At 45.9% G+C, this 18,357-nt stretch carries 15 protein-coding genes; 14 read left to right on the top strand and 1 reads right to left on the bottom strand.

What is annotated here, in order from left to right; all coding sequences use genetic code 11:
• The first annotated feature begins 101 nt into the window (after nt 1-101).
• From PSBA01_RS04280 to PSBA01_RS04245, 8 genes are all read left to right on the top strand, one after another.
• Nucleotides 102-1,007, top strand: coding sequence for a transporter substrate-binding domain-containing protein (locus tag PSBA01_RS04280; protein ID WP_186475434.1), 906 nt, complete (start codon nt 102-104; stop codon nt 1,005-1,007).
• A 68-nt stretch (nt 1,008-1,075) separates the two neighbouring features.
• Nucleotides 1,076-2,026: an ABC transporter substrate-binding protein gene (locus PSBA01_RS04275; RefSeq protein WP_228724633.1), complete on the top strand. Its 951-nt coding sequence runs from the start codon at nt 1,076-1,078 to the stop codon at nt 2,024-2,026.
• A 450-nt stretch (nt 2,027-2,476) separates the two neighbouring features.
• Nucleotides 2,477-3,211, top strand: a complete 735-nt coding sequence (locus PSBA01_RS04270) for an ABC transporter permease (protein ID WP_186475147.1) — start codon at nt 2,477-2,479, stop codon at nt 3,209-3,211.
• A gap of 12 nt (nt 3,212-3,223) precedes the next feature.
• Entirely contained in the window at nt 3,224-3,949 is a 726-nt protein-coding gene (locus tag PSBA01_RS04265; RefSeq protein WP_075107713.1) for an ABC transporter permease, read from the top strand.
• A gap of 192 nt (nt 3,950-4,141) precedes the next feature.
• A complete protein-coding gene (locus PSBA01_RS04260; RefSeq protein ID WP_379542919.1) occupies nt 4,142-4,771 on the top strand; it encodes a fumarylacetoacetate hydrolase family protein in 630 nt (209 codons plus the stop codon).
• Nucleotides 4,772-5,054: 283 nt separating this feature from the next.
• Nucleotides 5,055-7,280: a PhoX family protein gene (locus tag PSBA01_RS04255; RefSeq protein WP_186475146.1), complete on the top strand. Its 2,226-nt coding sequence runs from the start codon at nt 5,055-5,057 to the stop codon at nt 7,278-7,280.
• Nucleotides 7,281-7,544: 264 nt separating this feature from the next.
• A complete protein-coding gene (locus PSBA01_RS04250; RefSeq protein ID WP_186475145.1) occupies nt 7,545-9,038 on the top strand; it encodes an alpha/beta fold hydrolase in 1,494 nt (497 codons plus the stop codon).
• Nucleotides 9,039-9,086: 48 nt separating this feature from the next.
• Nucleotides 9,087-9,749, top strand: a complete 663-nt coding sequence (locus PSBA01_RS04245) for a hypothetical protein (RefSeq protein ID WP_186475144.1) — start codon at nt 9,087-9,089, stop codon at nt 9,747-9,749.
• Between the two features lie 108 nt (nt 9,750-9,857).
• Here the strand turns inward: PSBA01_RS04245 and PSBA01_RS04240 are convergent, their stop codons facing one another.
• Nucleotides 9,858-10,838 (bottom strand): Hsp33 family molecular chaperone HslO, encoded by a 981-nt coding sequence (locus PSBA01_RS04240; protein WP_186475143.1) that lies wholly within the window; start codon nt 10,836-10,838, stop codon nt 9,858-9,860.
• Between the two features lie 404 nt (nt 10,839-11,242).
• On the opposite strand from PSBA01_RS04240, the gene PSBA01_RS04235 reads away from it, so the two are divergent.
• The 6 genes from PSBA01_RS04235 to PSBA01_RS04210 all read left to right on the top strand — a co-directional run bounded on the left by PSBA01_RS04235 (nt 11,243) and on the right by PSBA01_RS04210 (nt 18,312).
• Complete coding sequence (locus PSBA01_RS04235) at nt 11,243-12,229, top strand: glutamate/aspartate ABC transporter substrate-binding protein (protein ID WP_186475142.1); 987 nt, start codon at nt 11,243-11,245, stop codon at nt 12,227-12,229.
• Nucleotides 12,230-12,318: 89 nt separating this feature from the next.
• Nucleotides 12,319-13,065: an amino acid ABC transporter permease gene (locus tag PSBA01_RS04230; protein WP_071002328.1), complete on the top strand. Its 747-nt coding sequence runs from the start codon at nt 12,319-12,321 to the stop codon at nt 13,063-13,065.
• On the top strand, nt 13,062-13,733 hold the full coding sequence (locus tag PSBA01_RS04225) for an ABC transporter permease subunit (protein ID WP_186475141.1): 672 nt from the start codon (nt 13,062-13,064) through the stop codon (nt 13,731-13,733). The genes PSBA01_RS04230 and PSBA01_RS04225 overlap by 4 nt, the downstream gene beginning before the upstream one ends.
• Before the next feature lie 174 nt (nt 13,734-13,907).
• Nucleotides 13,908-14,639 carry an amino acid ABC transporter ATP-binding protein gene (locus PSBA01_RS04220; RefSeq protein ID WP_186475432.1) on the top strand — a complete coding sequence of 244 codons (732 nt, stop codon included), beginning with the start codon at nt 13,908-13,910 and terminating at the stop codon, nt 14,637-14,639.
• Nucleotides 14,640-14,969: 330 nt separating this feature from the next.
• Nucleotides 14,970-16,229, top strand: a complete 1,260-nt coding sequence (locus PSBA01_RS04215) for an FAD-dependent oxidoreductase (protein WP_186475140.1) — start codon at nt 14,970-14,972, stop codon at nt 16,227-16,229.
• 304 nt (nt 16,230-16,533) lie between these two features.
• Nucleotides 16,534-18,312, top strand: coding sequence for an AMP-binding protein (locus PSBA01_RS04210; RefSeq protein ID WP_186475139.1), 1,779 nt, complete (start codon nt 16,534-16,536; stop codon nt 18,310-18,312).
• The last annotated feature ends 45 nt before the right edge of the window (nt 18,313-18,357 follow it).

Below are 18,357 nucleotides of genomic sequence, written 5' to 3'. Positions count from 1 at the left end.
CAAGTACTGAATAAGTGGCGCTCAATAAGGCATCAAGCAGCACGTAATAAGTGACGATATGGTGGTAACTATATTAAGGAATAATAGGTATGACAATTTCAATGACATCACTAATGACCTCATCAATGAGCAAAAAAGCATTGTTGCTAGCACCGCTTAGCGCCGCCATGCTACTGCTGGCAGGTTGTAACGATAGCTCAGCACCAGCAGAAAATGCTGAAGCTGATACCGCGTCTGAAGCACCTATGAATATCAAAATCGCGACAGAATCAAGCTACAAGCCATTTAGCTACACAGATGCTGATGGCAAACTTATCGGCTATGAGATTGAGTTGGTTGACGCATTATGCGCACAAATGAAAGCTGAGTGTGAAGTCATCTCTCAAGATTGGGATGGTTTGATTCCAGGGTTGAATGCACAGAAATTTGATGCAGCCATCGCTGGTATGTCAATCACCCCTGAACGTAAAGAAGTGGTCGACTTCAGTGACCCTTACTTCCATAGTGGTATCATCCTCATTGGTAAAAAAGGTGATGATATCAGCATCGATTCGCTAAAAGGTCAGCCAATCGCTTCACAGCGCTCTACCGTGGCCTCACAGTATCTACAGGACGAGCACGCAGATGCTGATATCAAGCTATATGATACCCAAGACAATGCCTACCTAGATCTAACCTCAGGTCGCGCACGTGCGATGATGTCTGATAAAGTCACTGGTATTGACTGGCTAAAAACAGACGCCGGCAAAGACTATGAAGTAAAAGGTGACGAGATCAGCACCAATGACGATGCGATGGGTATAGCTTTCCGTAAAGGCGATCCATTGGTTGCTAAATTCAATGCGGCATTGGCTGAGCTAAAAGACAACGGCACTTATGATCAAATCACAGGCAGTTACTTTGGTACCAGCTCGACCGCTGCGGCACAAAAAGCATCGGTCACTGATGGCGTCGATGAAGTCATAGTCGTTGAAGAAGACGCACCAGCTGAAGCGGCAACGAACTAAGACGAGGTCTTCTGCATAGACCGTTATTTTGAAAAGTGTTGTTTACCCAAGAAAACCCAAGGATGATCATGAGCAATCACTGTGTTCCAGTCCGTGCTACGACTGGCAAATCTATTATTAGCGCTATGACGAGCAGCCGTCTATCTGTGCCATTACTTACGCTAGCGACCATTTTTACCGTCGCTGGCTGTAGCAATAGCCAAGAGAATGCGGCCGATACCAGTTCTGATACGACCGAAACGAAGGCAACTAAGGATGACGTATTGCGTATTGGTACGGAAGGGGCGTATGCACCTTTTAACTATACCAACGCCGATGGGACACTGGGTGGTTTTGACGTTGAGATAGCCAATGCCATCTGTGCCGATATGCAGGTGACTTGTGAGATTATGGCGCAAGATTGGGACGGTATTATTCCTGGTCTAAAAGCCGGTAAGTATGATGCGATTGTCGCGGCGATGTCCGTTACGCCAGAGCGTGCAGAGCAGGTTAGCTTCACTGACCCATACTTTAGCAATACCTTGGTTTTTTTGGCCAAAAAAGACAGCAGTTTTGACCCTAGTAACCAAAGCGACATCGACGCTCATTCGATTGCCGCACAGCGCTCGACCATCTCATCACAGTGGTTCGAAGACAAGTATCCAAACGCTGACATGAAGCTTTATGATACGTTGAGCAATGCGTTTTTGGATCTAGGATCAAACCGCGTCGATGCGATGATCTCTGATAAGTTGCCTGCGATAGAGTGGCTGAGCTCTCCTGCTGGTAGTAAATATGCACTAAAAGGTGAAGAGATTGATATCAATGATAACTTTGCGATAGCAGTACGACCAGGCGATCCGCTACAAGCAAAAATCAATCAATCTTTAGCCAATATTAAAGCCAATGGTACTTACGATAAAATCAATCAAAAGTACTTTGCGGTGCCAGTATCTGCAACGAGTACAGTTGATAAGGACGCAAATACAGGCGAAGATGCAGATATTAGCAAGCAACCAGCGACAGAAAACGTTAGTTAATAGCTAACAGTAGTTAAAGATAGCAGTCAAAAAATATTGTTTTGATTAATAAAAGGATATTGCCATGATGGTGATGTCCTTTTTTATTATTCCATAAACGTATCGTATGGTCATGGCATAGTCATCGTTATTCACCATTCGCTTTACTCAAATTTAGTCAGTTCGTTTCAAGCGTATTTGCCCAAGTGTCTGTTTAAGTACGGTTTAGACACAGCTTTTACGCGTCAGGATTAACATCACGGCGAGCGAATATGATAAAATCAGCGCTCATTTCTACTGTGTCAATTATCGCAGCGCCAACCGTATTGCTCTGACGTCATTTTTTTTGACGACGACCATTTGTATTAAAGTGGTATAAAATACGGTGATGGACTGCGTTCAGCTATTGATGCTGATTCTTTTAACTCATATTTTGCAAATTGCTAATATAAAGAGACTGAGTGGATAATCGTGTTTGACTTACAAGGATTTGGCGCGCTTTTATTAAGCGGCGCTACCGTCACCATACAGCTTGCCGTGACCAGTTTAATCATTGGTTTAGGCTTAGGCTTGCTTGGCGCAACCGCAAAGATGTCCAATATCTGGTTGCTGCGTAAGCTTGCGACTGTCTATACTGCGACGATGCGCGGTATTCCTGAGTTGCTATTGGTGCTCTTTATTTATTATGGCGGCTCAATCTTATTGATGAGCATCCTCAAAAAGTTCGGCTACAACGACTATGTCGAGATAAGCGCTTTTTGGGGCGGTGTTATGGCGCTGTCGATCGCGTTTGGGGCGTATGCGACTGAGATTTTTCGCATGTCGATTCAAGAGATTCCGATAGGGCAACGAGAAGCGTCGCAAGCGATTGGTATGCGTCCTTTTCAGACCTTTTATCGCATAACCTTGCCGCAAGTATGGCAGATTGCATTGCCAGGTTTGGGCAATTTATTTTTGGTACTGCTCAAAGACACCGCGCTGGTGTCGGTCGTGGGTCTCAAAGATATTATGTATCAGTCGTCGCGTGCTGCGCAGTCAACACAGCAGCCATTTACCTTTTATATGGCAGCTGCGATTATTTATTTGGGTCTGACCATGTTGATTACTGGCTTTATGATGTGGCTTGAGTGGCGCGCCAATCCAGCGGCACGCTATGCCAAAAAGATAAGCCGTCAATCCACTCACAGTCAATCGACCATAGGATAGAGGAGAGATACTATGGATTGGAATTGGCAGGTCATTTTTGATCATATACCTGATTTACTGGGCGGTGCGGTACTGACTGTACAGCTGGTCGTGATCTCAGGTATTGTCGGATTGTTTTTTGGTTTGATTTTAGCGCTGCTGCGTTTGTCGAAGAGCTGGTTAGTACAGATATTGCCATTTCTTTATATTTTCTTTTTCCGCGGTACGCCGCTGCTGGTGCAGATATTCCTGATTTACTATGGTCTCGGTCAGTTCGGGGCGGTGCGTGAGTCGTTTTTATGGGAGCCGGTGCTCAGTCAAGCATACTGGTGTGCCATCATCGCCTTTACCCTAAATACCAGTGCATATCTGGCAGAGATTATACGCGGTGCGATTCAGACGATACCTGTCGGTGAGCTTGAGGCGGCCGATGCGCTTGGTATGTCAAAATGGCAGAAGCTGACACGTGTAACGTTGCCGCGTGCGTTTGGTATTGTGATCCCAGCCTACAGTAATGAAGTTATCTTTATGCTAAAAGGCAGTGCGCTCGCATCGACCATCGCGTTGATGGATATTACGGGGGTGGCTCGTACGATCAGTGCGCGTACCTATACGCTAATGGAGCTGTTCTTTGCTGCCGGTATCGTTTATCTTGTGCTGTCATGGGTTATCTTGTTTAGCTTTAGACTGTTTGAAAAACGTATGAACCGACACGCCAGCTATGTGCCACCAGATGTGGTGACCAACACGATTCCATAGAGAGTCACTAGTCATGAATGGTCGCCAAGATGACAATAAAGGTGACGGTAGACAATATAGTAGGGATTGCTGAAAAATATTTATCATTTATAGGGAGAGTCTAGTATGAGCCAATCGCCACATATGTCATTAGCAAATGCCATCACCGCTGGGGTCAGTGAAGAACAGAGCATTGATAACCACAATGAGCGTCTGCGTAGCTCTATTGGCAAAGTCGTCTGTGTGGGTCGTAACTATGCGGCGCATGCAGAAGAGCTTGGCAATGAGGTGCCATCATCACCCATATTGTTTATGAAGCCCGCCTCTTCTGTGGTATCTACTCGCCATGATGTGATCCGTCCCAATCCAGAGATATTTGGCGGGACGCATTACGAGGCTGAGCTATGTATTCAGCTGTCAGCTGACCTGTCGATGGCAACGATTGAAGAGGCACAGCAGGCGATTGGCGGGGTGACGTTGGGGCTGGATTTGACCTTGCGTGATTTGCAGAGCACCCTTAAAGAAAAAGGTCATCCATGGGAGCGTGCCAAGTGTTTTGATGGGGCATGCGTGCTTGCTGACTGGATCGACCCGCAAGCGTTTGGCAATCTTCAGAATGTACATTATCAGCTAACCATCAATGATAAGCTGGCGCAAGACGGTGATAGTGCTTTGATGCTGTTCCCTGTCTATGAGCTGCTGGTCAACATCAGCCATGCTTTTAGCTTACAGGCAGGTGATGTGATTATGACTGGCACACCAAGCGGCGTGGGTGTACTACAAGCAGGCGATAAGCTCAAACTAACATTGGGTGCTCATGAATGGGTAACACAAGTGCAGTAAGCTTGCGAAATGAACCAGTGCTAGTCGTCATAAATATCAAAAAGCCCTGAGCCATTGCTTGGAGCTTTTATTTTTTAGACTTTATATATTTTTTCAAAATTTTTTAATACTTATATCTCTCAATAATTGTTTGTACAGTTATTTGTCATCAGTTTGTCATCTATCGTTCAGCGTGCTGTCATAAAGAGTCAGTAGACTTAAGCGGAATTCGTATTTTTGTGGTTGTAATGTGACGCCGCGACCCACTCTCCGCCAATCTAGCCCAATAGCAAGGTGACTGATAATGACATTATTGAATAAAGAACTAGAGCTCGCTCACGAAATCGTTGAAGATTCAAACCCTACTAATAATACTGATTTTCAGACGGTTATTAATCGCCGTCTGAATCGCCGTAGTATTCTAAAAGGTGGTACAGGGTTGACGGCAGCAGCGTTTTTTGGCGCGCTACCTTTGGTTGGTTGTAGTGATGACGATGACAATATCAGCAGTCCTATTATCGAAGATGGCAATGATGCTGCTATTCCGGCGCAAGGTGATTTGAAGCGTCCTGAAACCTTAAAGTTTAAGGCCGTAGCGCACTCAACTGCTGAGACGATGACGGTGGCAGAAGGTTACAAGGCAGAGATGATACTGCCGCTTGGCACACCGCTGATGCCTGGCCTTGACGACTGGAAAGACAATCGTGAGCAGTCGGCAGAATCATTTGAATGGCGCATGGGCGATAACCATGATGGCATGTGGTTCTTTGGCAAAGACAGCAATGCGTACGATGCCAAAGCCTCAGAGAATGGCCTACTGGTTATGAATCACGAATACGTCAATAGTGAGGAGCTAAGCCCGTTTGGCTATTATGTCATCGAAGATAAAGATGCTGCTCCTATCTTTAAAAATCGCCGCCTTGCCAGCGATGTGCGCCGTGAAGTCAACTGCCATGGTGTGGCCGTGGTTGAGATGAAGCGCCGCGCAAATGGCATGGGCTATGAGATGGTGCCAAACTCCAAATACAATCGACGTATCACTAGTAGTACGACCGCACAGTTGGCAGGCCCTGTGGCAGGTTCTGATTTGGTCAAAACCAAGTTTGACCCAACAGGTTTTCAGACGCGCGGCATTAATAATAACTGCGGTGCAGGCTTGTCACCTTGGGGTACCTACCTGACCACAGAAGAGAACTTCCTCGGTGTGTTTGCGCGCGGACAAGATGCCAGTCAGTTAAGTGCAGCTCAAAACTACGGTCGTGAGCGCTACGGAGCTAAACAAGATTTCCCTGGTTGGGAATACTTATGGCACACGCCTGTTGCAAAAGATGCCATCATCACAGACGAGTTTTCACGTTGGGATATGACCGCTGTTGGTGCAAACGCCACTGAAGATTACCGTAACGGTTTCAATACCTTTGGCTATATCACTGAGATTGATCCGTTTGACCAAAACTCTACACCGCAAAAACGTACCGCCATGGGTCGATTTGCCCATGAAAACTGTGCCTATGCGCCAGTTGAGCAGGGCAAACCTGTGGTATTTTATATGGGTGATGATGCTCGAGGTGAGTATATCTATAAGTTCGTTTCCAAAGCCACATGGTCAAATAGTGATATCGGTGGCGGCTTAAAAGCAGGCGATAAGTATCTGAATGAAGGCACCTTGTATGTGGCTATCTTCAATGAAGATGGCAGCGGTGAGTGGAAAGCACTTGTTCAAGGTCAAAATGGATTAGATGCGTTCAATAGTGCGTTACCATTTAATAGCCAAGATGAAGTGTTGGTCTATGCTCGCGCTGCTGGCGATGCCGCTGGCGCCACTAAGATGGATCGACCAGAATGGGTATCGGTCAGTCCTATAACGGGTGATGTGTATGTGACATTGACAAACAATAAATATCGCGGTGTGCGTGATGACCAACCGCTTTCAGCGTCCAATCCGCGTAGTTATCAAGTCAATGGCAAACCAAGTGGTAATGACAACGGTCATATCATTCGCTGGGCAGAGACGGGCGGCGATCATGCCGCAACCAGTTTTGAGTGGGATATCTATCTGTTTGGTGCACCAAGTAACTTGTCCGCAGAGAATTTATCGCAGTTAAGTGCTAGCAATGATCTGTCTTCTCCTGATGGTTTGTATTTTGATCCACGTGGTGTGTTATGGATTCAAACGGATGATGGTGCGTATACCGACACTACCAGCTGTATGCTATTGGCAGCGCTGCCGGGCAAAGTCAGCGATGGTACTACCATCACGACGTCAGCAGGACAGCAAACGCGCATTGGCATGCCGGCTAGTAACGACAATATCAAACGCTTCTTTGTCGGCCCTGAAGGCTGCGAAGTCACCGGTATTACCATGGCACCAGATTTCAAAACATTGTTTATCAACATTCAGCATCCAGGTAATACATGGGGTGCGGTCGCTGGCGGTAGTACTCCGCGCTCAGCGACGGTTATGATTACCAAAGAAGACGGCGATGTCATATTGGCGGAATCATTTGAGTCGGCAGCCAACCCGGCATAGCTCGGTAAGCGCTAGATGACGAATCAGTAGAAAGTAAAAGTAGCAGAAAGGCGTATTCACTAAATAAAAATCCCAAGTTTCGGCTTGGGATTTTTTCTTTTGATGCATGTATTAGTTAATGCTTTAACAATAATAGAGATACCGTTCATCATCCATACGTCTCTTTTGGTCACAAACGAACGCTAAAACTAAATCATTCGCTTCTATTTGCGACTGTTAAAGGATAGTATAGAAAAACCTCTTTTCGCTAAACGTGCCAGTACTATGAGCAGTCAAAATTTGTTTTATAACAGCCGTGTTAGTGACAGTAGCGCTCAGAATGATAGCAGTTATACGCGTAATCGCCATGAGCTTGATGCGCATTTTGTCTCAGCTGATAGCGTGCCACGGCATGGTGATTTGTATGAGCAGATAGATCAACTCGAAGCCATCGATATGGATGAGCTGGTCAAATTATTGGCAGACGCAGAAGACAGTGAGGAAACGACTAAAACCCCTGTCTTTTTGGCGGATTTTTTTGAAGGGTTGGCGCAGCTTGCGACTATGGGGGTGGTTGAGGTCACTGAGATTGTGGAGTCCATCCACCGTGAAGTCATCTTGCGTCCCTTAGGTCGGTTCAATGATAAGCATCTCAACAAATGGCAGCGCGGTTTCACTGGGCGCATCTATGGCACGATACGCCATATCATGCTGATGGTCGGTAACAATCTGGCCTCTGTATTACGCATATACAAAAACTTCATCGTGCAAAAAACAGCTCAGCCACTACCTGACTCACTAAAAAAGCTGGTCAACGTCATCAATGGTGTCATGGGTGATCATCTGGTCAACAATCAAAATGCGCTCGCAATTCCGATGATGTTATACACCAAAGATGGTAAGCCCCAAAGTGAGCGGCTATCAGGGCGGATTGCTATTTTGTGCCATGGCTTGTGCATGAGTCACTTAAGCTGGCAGTCGCAAGAAGGCAATGATCTGGGCGAGGCGATTCATATCAGCCAGCCTGATACCACCGTTCTGTACTTAGATTACAATACAGGTCGACGTATCTCACGCAGTGGTCGTAAATTCTCTCAATTACTACAGGACTTGGTCGATAATAACCCAAATATTACTCAGATAGATTTGGTGGGTCATAGCATGGGCGGCTTGGTGGCGCGCAGTGCGCTGTTTTATGGTGAGCAAGAGCGCCTAGATTGGATAAAGCGCGTGGGCAATCTCATCACCTTAGGTTCACCGCATCATGGGGCAGTGCTTGAGCGTATCGGTAATTATGTGCAAGACATCATCGCCAAGTTGCCATTTGCAGGCTCACTTGCAAAGCTCGGTGATATGCGTAGTGCGGGTATTATTGATCTGCGTCATGGCAGTATTCGCGATGCTGACTGGAAAGCGCTAGAAGGCCGCAGCGTATTACCACAAGACTTTCGTCATCCTGCGCGCCTGCCAAGTGGTATCAAAACTTACTTTGTCGCCAGTGCATTGATTGAGACACATTACGAATCTAAGATGACGGATTTGCTAGGAGACAGCTTGGTATCGGTCGCATCCGCGTTAGGTGAAGATGATGCCGAGCATGCGTTATTTGTGCCAGATGGTCATAAAGCGGTGTTTTATGGCGTCAATCATCTTAACTTAATCCATAGCAGGCGAGTGCGTGAGCAAGTCGTTGAATGGCTGCTCGATAATGGTCTAAGCGACTATGCTGGACGTCCGCGCATACATTCTTATCCTAGAAGTCTGGCTGTGGCAGTGTAGAGAACAGTGGGTATCATTTCGAGTTATCTGCGTTATATGTACTGCGCAATGACGTTTTTATCATCTCAGAAAGTGCTACTGAGAAATGTGTCTTTGCTGTTAGGCAGCGCACTCATAGTTACTAGCTGTGCCAAGCCAAATGTACACGACCCTAACGCTCAAATTAAAGTAGATGTAGAGGGTGACAAATACGTTATTCCCTTAAACCATATTGTCAGACCAGATACGGGTAGTTATGCCAGTTTTGAGACGGATATGGGTCATGGGTATTTCTTTTGGCCAAGTGGTCGAGGCCTCAATAATAATGATAAAAACCCAAATGTCTTTGATTATGACAATAATATTATAGAGTTTTACTGGGCAGCTAAAAACTCGAAAATTGAAGGTGCTGATATACCGACTAGAATAGATAGTATCAAGCAGGAAGAGAACAGAGATTTCGATAGAGATGACTATGAATTAGAGGCATACGTTGGGTCAGGTGATCTTTATGCCATATACTATATAGGAAGTACTTATACAGACGTACCGATTACGATTCGCTGTATGCCTACAATTAATGAAGACCAAGATAGAATTTGCCAAATGGAGTATATGTATCCTGAGTACAATAACTATGTAAGACTTCAGTTTTCGAAAAAACATTTAGCTGACTGGCAGGCAATCAATACCATGGCGATTGATTACATGAAAAAATGGCATCAAGACTAAAGGCAGATCAACGTAAAATCACTCATATACTTTTAAAATTTCAAAAATAAAAACCCCTCAAGCATCACACTTGAGGGGTTTTTGATACAGATGCTTAGTGATAAAAAACTAATCAGCAAATACCGCTGCTACGTCGTCTTTGTTGAATTTATAGACTTCACCGCAGAATCCGCAGTCCATCTCAAACGTACCGCCTTGCTCTTCGACGATATCTAACGCTTCTGCTTCACCTATTTGCTCGATGGCCATCTCACATTTCTCGCGTGAGCACGTGCAACCAAACGCTAGGGGAGCAGGCTCAGGGGCGACAACGTTTTCTTCGTGATACAAGCGATACAAAATCTCATTGGCATCCAATGTCGTCAGCTCTTCTACCTTGACCGTGCGCGTCAACACGCTTAGACGTGTCCATAGATCATCGTCGATACCTGCATCTTGGTTTCGCTCAACCTCAAAGTTTTCTTCTGCAGTACGCGGTAACATCTGTACCAAGATACCACCCGCTTGCAAGCCATCAGATGCCAAGTTAATGAGCGTTGGAATCTGTGCTGATTGCTTTTGATAATGCGCCAAGCAATCTGCCAGATTGTCGTGGCTACGCTCAACGATACCTTGGTACGATTCGCCACCTTCAGGGTGAATATTAATGAACAATACCCCTTGTCCCATAGCACCCAGCTCAGCAAAGGCATCTTTGGCATGGATCATATTGTCCCACGCCTGCACTTGTTCGTCCGTCTCACCTTTCCAGCTGGCAAGCGCACGGATGATACCGTCTTGATCGCATTCTGCCATCGCCCAATTCAGCAAGCTATCGCTGTCTGATGATTGCAACTGGATAGAGAGACGACCGTTAATTTTAACGGTACTGATAAGTAAACTCGCTGCCGTCAGCATCTCACCCAATAAGCGTTTGATGGCTTCAGGGTAGGGCTTTTGCGCAATCGTACTGGCGTAACTGCGTGATAGGCGCACCACGTCACCGCGCACAGGAGAGTCTTCAATAAAAAAACGTTGGCGTATGTCGTTGTCGCTATGAGTGCCAGCAGTTTGGCTGTCCGTATTCGGGACTTGAGTATCTTGTGTCATAAGTCATTTGTAGTATTAAGAAGTTGTTAGCTTTATGGGGACTATGGCCAATTTATCAATCGTAGCAACCACAATATTATGGTCACAATGTGTTCTGAAAAATGGTAGCAATATCAGATAAGTCTAAGGAGAAATAAAACCGCTATTGGACTGTATGAACGACCGCGCCTTAGCTAAATGCAACGGGTTTTGTCCAAAAAATAAATATATTCCAAAATATCACTTCCTTCAAAAAAATTTACCATCTGACATAAATTTGTTGTACAGTAACATTGAGTTGCATTTTGAAAAAAAATAGCAACAACCGTACGGATGCGGAGCAATGAGGTCGGTCAATCAGACTCGTGTCTTCAAAGCACTCATTCAATCTTGTGATAAAAGCTTGCGATAAAAGGATGTATTTCATGACCCACTTATTTTCTAAACCATTAACGTTGGCAGCCTTTATGGCACTGGGCTTAGTTGGTTGTAACAACAGTAGCCAGACCAATACAGAAGCTGCGCCAGCAGATGACGCCACGACGACAGAAGCAGCTGCCACTGATACCAACGGCACGCTACAAAAAATCAAAGACTCAGGCACCATCGTCGTCGGTCACCGTGATTCTTCTATCCCATTCTCTTATATCGCTGATGATCCTAATCAGCCTATCGGCTATGCCCACGATTTAGAAATGAAAGTCGTTGAAGCCGTTAAGCAAAAGCTAAACATGCCAGATCTCAACGTCCGTTATAACTTAATCACCTCGCAAACGCGTATTCCATTAGTACAAAATGGTACGGTGGATTTTGAGTGTGGCTCAACCACCAACAACGAAGAGCGCCAAAAACAAGTGGCATTCTCTAATGGTTTCTTTGAGATTGGTACGCGTCTATTGACCAACAAAGACTCTGGTATCCAAAGCTTTGAAGACCTAAAAGGCAAAACCCTTGTCACCACCGCGGGGACGACCTCAGAGCGTTATATCCGTCAATACGATGCTGACAACAATATGGATATGAATATCATCTCAGCAAAAGATCACGGCGAAGCCTTTTTGATGTTAGAAAATGGTCGTGCTGATGCCTTTATGATGGATGATGTCCTGCTCGCAGGCGAAAAAGCCAAAGCCAAAAATCCTGATGAATGGGTTATCGTTGGTGAGCCACAATCGTTTGAGATTTATGGCTGTATGATGCGTAAAGACGATCCTGAATTCAAAGCCGTCGTCAATGAAGCATTAAATAATGTCTTTAGCTCAGGCGAAATCAATAGCATTTATGACAAATGGTTCTTGAACCCAGTCCCACCGAAAAACGTCAATCTAAACTTTGAGATGTCTGACAACTTAAAAGCGTTGATTGCCAATCCGCATGACGGTGCTCAGCCAAAAACGGCGACCGCTCAATAAGCTCTTTGTCCCTCAATATGGCTTGTCTATAGGTCAGATATTATGTGTCTGACCTATAGGCTTATGAATCGCTGCTCGGAGAGACAACCATGAATTATAGCTGGAACTGGGGCGTGCTCTTTGAGCAAACTGGTATCGGTAACGAGCTTTATATCCATTGGATGATCACAGGTCTTGGCTGGCTGCTATTAATCGGCAGTATCGCATGGGCCATCGCCATGGTCGTCGGTACCATCTTAGGCATCATGCGCACGCTGCCGAGCAAGACGGCGCGAGCGATTGGTACGGCTTATGTGACATTCTTTCGCAATATTCCACTGCTGGTACAATTGTTCTTTTGGTTTTACATCGCACCCGGCTGGCTGACGCCAGCAATACAGGAGTGGTGGTATAAGGACTTGTCGCCGAATACCTCAGCCATGCTATCGGCAAGTATCGGTCTTGGCTTATTTACCGCTGCTCGTATCGTTGAGCAAGTTCGTACAGGGATTGAATCCCTACCTGATGGACAGACCAATGCCGCCTATGCACTGGGTTTTAGTATTCCGCAAGTCTACAAAGAAGTGCTGCTACCACAAGCTTTTCGTATTATCTTGCCGCCGCTTAGCTCTGAGCTGACCAACTGTTTTAAAAACGCCTCTGTGGCTTCCTTGGTCGGGGTGATGGAACTGATTAGCCAAACCAAAACCATCAGTGAATACACGCAGAACAGTATTGAGATTTATACCTACGCGACGATTATTTACCTCGTTTTCAATTTATCATTGATTGCTCTGATGGGGCTTATCGAGCGTAAATTGCGCGTGCCTGGGCTGATTGCAGGAGGTCAGAAATGAGTATGATGACCGAATTGGCGACAGCCTACCCTGGTTTGATGGGCGGTATGATCACCACCTTAAAAGTGCTGTTCTTGGCAGTTATTGGTGGTATCAGCCTAGGCACGATACTAGCGTTGATGCGCTTGTCTGGTATCAAAGCGCTTGAAGTACCTTCTAGGCTATACGTCAACTATTTCCGCTCAGTGCCGCTGCTCTTGGTACTACTGTGGTTTTATTTTGCTGTACCGATGATTTACTTTTGGATAGCAGGTAAGTATCTACAAATCAATGCCGCTTTTGCCTCTTGTGTGGTGGCCTTCATGATGTTTGAGGCCGCTTACTTTTCAGAAGTGGTGCGTGCAGGTATTCAATCGATCGGTAGCGGTCAGGTCAATGCTGCCAAAGCGCTTGGCATGACTTACGGGCAGACCATGCGTCTGGTCATCTTGCCGCAAGCCTTTCGCAAAATGCTACCGCTGATTTTGCAGCAGTGTATTATCTTATTCCAAGATACGACACTGGTATTCGCCATTGGTTTGACGGATTTTTTCCGCGCCGCCTACGTCCGCGGTGAGCTGATGGGCTTACTCACCCCTTATATCTTAGGGGCGGGCGCTATCTATTTCGTGATTAGTTTGAGTGCGTCGATTGGTGTGCAGCAGCTACAAAAACGCTTGCGGTTTTAATAGATATTTCACTTAGGATTTTGAGCTTTAAGATTGTGGTTTGGTATTTTGATTTAATTTTTAAACGACGGTTATCGATAATAATGTGGTTAGGAGCCAGTAATGAGTAATGCTGATACATACATAAATTCCTTTGGTGGACTGGTGACTAACAATGGCCATGCGACTGATGAGATGGTCATTCAAATGTCCAATGTCAGCAAATGGTACGGCGACTTTCAAGTACTGACTGATTGTACAGCGCACGTACATAAAGGGGATGTGGTCGTGGTTTGTGGCCCTTCAGGTAGTGGCAAATCAACGCTGATTAAGACCGTTAATGGGCTTGAGCCTTTTCAAAAAGGTAACATCATGGTCAACGGCATCTCTGTCGGTGATTCAAAGACAAATCTGCCCAAGCTGCGTAGCCGTGTCGGCATGGTGTTTCAGCATTTTGAATTGTTTCCGCATTTGACCATTATTGACAATCTGACAGTGGCTCAGATTAAGGTCTTGGGCCGTAAAGAAAGTGAGGCGAAGCAAAAGGCTATGGCGTATCTAGACCGCGTTGGTCTGACGGTACAAGCGGCAAAATACCCAGCCGAGCTCTCTGGCGGTCAGCAGCAGCGTGTAGCGATTGCACGCGCACTTGCTATGGATCCTGTGGCGATGCTTTTTGATGAGCCAACCTCAGCGCTCGATCCTGAGATGATTCAAGAGGTGCTTGACGTCATGGTCGAGCTGGCGCGTGAGGGCATGACCATGATGTGCGTGACTCATGAGATGGGTTTTGCCAGTCAGGTTGCCAACCGTATTATCTTTATGGATGAAGGGCATATCGTTGAGAACTGTAGTAAAGACGAATTCTTTGAAGGGGCGAAAAGTGATCGTGCGCGGATGTTCTTATCGAAAATTTTGAATCATTAACCACCTTGGCTGTATTGACGCTAGTGCTTAAAACATAAATGAAATCATCAATAAAGAGCGTCTATTAATAGGCGCTTTTTTATGGGCGTTAATCTAGCAATTTGGTTTATAGTCAATCAATATTAAAAGTGGTACAAGGCAGACGAGTGCAAGTACTACAGTAGTAGGCTAAACGAGTCTAACGCTGTAACACTTTAATAGTGGTTCGACTATAGATGAATATGTGATTGGTTATACGGTTAGATAGGTGAGTGCATATCTGTTTACTGATACAATGGCTGCCATCCTTGTTGATAATTAGAATAATTCATAAACCATATTGGAGTTTTTATGAGCGTAGACAATCTATCCGTAGCATCGGCAACCTCATCAAAAAATGGCGTTGTCATCATTGGCGCAGGCTTGGCAGGCTGGCATGTGATTGATGCGATTCGTGCAAAAGATGCAGAGATACCAATCACCTTGATCACTGCCGATAATGGCGATCGCTATCATAAGCCCATGCTGACCATGGCGATCAGCCAAAACAAGCGCGCATCAGACCTAGTAAGAGCAACAGGTAGCGACGCGGCAAAAGCCGCAGGCGTGACGTTGCTGGCTGACACACAAGTCACAGATATCGATACGGCAACCCAGCAGTTACAGCTTATCTCTGCTAATAGGCCAGATCCAGCACATACCGATTATGCGACGATCAGCTATGGTAAGTTGGTGCTGGCGATGGGCGCGCATCCTATTTTCCCTAAAAGCTTGCCAGAAGATTTGGTCTGGCATGTCAATCACATTGAGCAGTTCGGTCAGCTGCAAGAAAAGCTGGCAGCTGGTAGCCAGCACGTCGCCATCGTTGGCGCTGGTATGGTCGGGACAGAAATTGCGGAAGACTTGCTAAAAGCAGGTCATAAAGTGACCTTGATTGATTTGAACGATGCGCCATTATCACAAATGCTCCCAGCCAAAGCGACGGCACGTATTGCCAAAGCAATTGAGTCACAAGGTATTCAGTTTTTGGGCGGCTCTCAAGTATCTGCTGTCACCCGCGTGAGTGGCAATGACGACAGCAGCGATAGCGAAAAGCTAAAAGTAGACTACGCACCGCTCGCCTCAACTGAAGATAATGCAGATGTAGAGCAACCTGAGCCATTGATCGTAGACCATGTGATTGCCAGCACAGGTCTGACCGTCGATGGGCAATTACCAGCGGCAGCGGGGGTTACGTTTGACCGTCGTACAGGCATCGTGGTTGATGAATCGACATTGCGCACCGACACTGCACACATCTATGCCATTGGTGATTGTATGTCTATCAATGGTGTTGCCTGTCGTTATGTTGCGCCATTACGCGCACAGGCTGCGACCATCGCTGATGATATCTTAGGGCACGAGCACAGCGGTTATGATCATAAACCACCAATGATTCGTCTAAAGAACAAAGCGATTTCGGTGATGGTAACGGGTGTGCCAAACGCGGCTGGGAATTGGCAAGTGAAGACGGAAAGCGATGAAGAACTCATCATGGACTTGCTAGATGACACTGACGCAGTGAGCGCAACGGTGACAATCAAAGCGCCTGCCACTCCCAAAGCATCCTGATAGACTCTGCTAAAAAGTAGGTTTAAAAGACAATATTTAAGATTGAGCCAGCCATTATTGATGATGTGGCTGGCTTTTTTATGTCAAAAACCTGCCATGTTTTTGTGGTATCTTTTTTTAATCAAGGTCTTTAAATGGCCAATTAAATGATACATACCGTATTGATATTGTTGACATGCTTTCATTTATAGCGTTATAGTAGCTGAATGCTATATCAAACCGAATCAAGGAAGAAGGTTTGCTCGCCAGCGATTAATCAGCACTATCTATAAATACTATAAAAAGTAAAACGAAAGGACTCGTTATGACTCAAAACTCTAATTTCGATGCGACTCACGTTGATTTCGACGCTATTTTAGATAATATCCCTAGTATCAATATGGGCGCACGCTCAGCAAATGCGCCGCTCACCCAAAGCTATGATAAAGGTCCTGATGTACCGCTGATTGAAGCGACCATCGGTGACTTTTTTGATGCTATTGTGTCCAAATATCCTGAGCGCGAAGCGCTGGTCGTCTGTCATCAAAATATTCGCTGGACATATCGTGAGCTACAGCAGCAGGTCAATCAGCTAGCCAGTAGCATGATTGAGATGGGGCTTGAGATTGGCGATCGCATCGGGATTTGGTCACACAACAATGCTGAATGGTTGCTGATGCAACTCGCCACTGCAAAAGTCGGCGTTATCCTTGTCAATATCAATCCTGCCTACCGCACCTTTGAGCTGCAATATGCCCTGAACAAACTCGGCTGCTCAGCACTGGTGCTTATGCGTCATTTTAAAACCAGTGACTATGCCAGCTTGATTCGTGAGCTCTGTCCTGAGATTTACCATAAAGATTATACCCAGCTTGATTTGGTTGAGATTCCAACGATCGAGCGTATCATTTGGATTGATGAGCCAGACTCTGATGAGGCCTTTGGTTTTATGCAAAAGTTCTCTGCATGGATGGCGGAAGGCGACGCCAACGATCCACGCGTGGCCGAGCGTCAAGCCCAGCTCAAAAATACTGATGCCATCAACGTGCAGTTCACCAGTGGCACGACAGGCACACCAAAAGGCGCAACCTTAAGCCATCGCAATATTCTTAATAACGGCTACTTCATTGGTGAGGCCATGAATCTCACGGAAGCCGATAGACTGTGCATTCCAGTACCGTTGTATCATTGCTTTGGCATGGTGCTTGGTAATCTCGCGATTCTCACGCACGGTGGTTGTATCGTCTATCCAAACGATGGCTTTGAGCCGTTGACGGTATTAAAAGCGGTTGAAGAAGAGAAATGTACCGGTCTACATGGCGTGCCCACGATGTTTATCGCCGAGCTTGACCATCCTGAATTTGAAAACTTTGATTTATCTACCTTGCGTACAGGCATCATGGCAGGCTCTAGTTGTCCGATTGAGGTCATGCGCCGCGTCATCGACAAGATGCACATGAGTGAAGTCACCATTGCCTACGGTATGACAGAGACCAGTCCAGTCTCTTGCCAGACCAATGAGCACACCCCTCTTGAGAAGCAAGTCTCGACCGTAGGATTGGTACAGCCTGCACTTGAGGTAAAAGTGATCGACACCGAGACGGGCGAGATTGTGCCTATCGGCGAGACTGGCGAGCTACTCACGCGTGGTTATTCCGTGATGAAAGGCTATTGGGGTAGCCGTTTTAAAACGCGAGAAGCCATTCAAGATGGTTGGATGCACACGGGTGATTTGGCAACGATGGATGAAGACGGCTATGTGAAAATCGTCGGCCGGAGTAAAGACATGGTGATTCGCGGTGGTGAAAACATCTATCCGGTTGAGATCGAAAACTACCTTTATCGTCATCCCAAGATTCGCGATGTGCAAATCGTTGGGATACCCGACGAGCGTTATGGTGAAGTGCTCGCAGCGTGGATTATTCCTAAAGAGCCGGGCTGCTTGAGTGAAGAGGAAGTACGCGCGTTCTGTAGTGAGCATATCGCTCATTATAAAGTGCCAGCTTACTATCGCTTTGTCACTGATTACCCCATGACCATCACGGGCAAGATTCAAAAGTATAAAATTATTGAGCAAATGAAAGAAGAGTTGGGTTTGTCGTAAGCTTATTTATCAGCTCTAAAACATTAAAGATGAACTATGTGGGTC

The organism is Psychrobacter sp. KCTC 72983, from assembly GCF_014280455.1.
GTDB classification, from domain to species: Bacteria; Pseudomonadota; Gammaproteobacteria; order Pseudomonadales; family Moraxellaceae; genus Psychrobacter; species Psychrobacter pacificensis.
Note: the sequence above shows the minus strand (reverse complement) of the source record. Positions and strands in the feature narration are given on the sequence as shown.

Bases quoted from the DNA above. Each gene is read 5' to 3' on its own strand.
- PSBA01_RS04235 (WP_186475142.1), top strand. From the start codon at position 11,243: ATGACCCACTTATTTTCTAAACCATTAACGTTGGCAGCCTTTATGGCA.
- PSBA01_RS04220 (WP_186475432.1), top strand. From the start codon at position 13,908: ATGGTCATTCAAATGTCCAATGTCAGCAAATGGTACGGCGACTTTCAA.
- PSBA01_RS04215 (WP_186475140.1), top strand. From the start codon at position 14,970: ATGAGCGTAGACAATCTATCCGTAGCATCGGCAACCTCATCAAAAAAT.
- PSBA01_RS04245 (WP_186475144.1), top strand. From the start codon at position 9,087: ATGACGTTTTTATCATCTCAGAAAGTGCTACTGAGAAATGTGTCTTTG.
- PSBA01_RS04230 (WP_071002328.1), top strand. From the start codon at position 12,319: ATGAATTATAGCTGGAACTGGGGCGTGCTCTTTGAGCAAACTGGTATC.
- PSBA01_RS04250 (WP_186475145.1), top strand. From the start codon at position 7,545: ATGAGCAGTCAAAATTTGTTTTATAACAGCCGTGTTAGTGACAGTAGC.
- PSBA01_RS04280 (WP_186475434.1), top strand. From the start codon at position 102: ATGACATCACTAATGACCTCATCAATGAGCAAAAAAGCATTGTTGCTA.
- PSBA01_RS04255 (WP_186475146.1), top strand. From the start codon at position 5,055: ATGACATTATTGAATAAAGAACTAGAGCTCGCTCACGAAATCGTTGAA.
- PSBA01_RS04275 (WP_228724633.1), top strand. From the start codon at position 1,076: ATGAGCAATCACTGTGTTCCAGTCCGTGCTACGACTGGCAAATCTATT.
- PSBA01_RS04240 (WP_186475143.1), bottom strand. From the start codon at position 10,838: ATGACACAAGATACTCAAGTCCCGAATACGGACAGCCAAACTGCTGGC.
- PSBA01_RS04265 (WP_075107713.1), top strand. From the start codon at position 3,224: ATGGATTGGAATTGGCAGGTCATTTTTGATCATATACCTGATTTACTG.
- PSBA01_RS04210 (WP_186475139.1), top strand. From the start codon at position 16,534: ATGACTCAAAACTCTAATTTCGATGCGACTCACGTTGATTTCGACGCT.
- PSBA01_RS04225 (WP_186475141.1), top strand. From the start codon at position 13,062: ATGAGTATGATGACCGAATTGGCGACAGCCTACCCTGGTTTGATGGGC.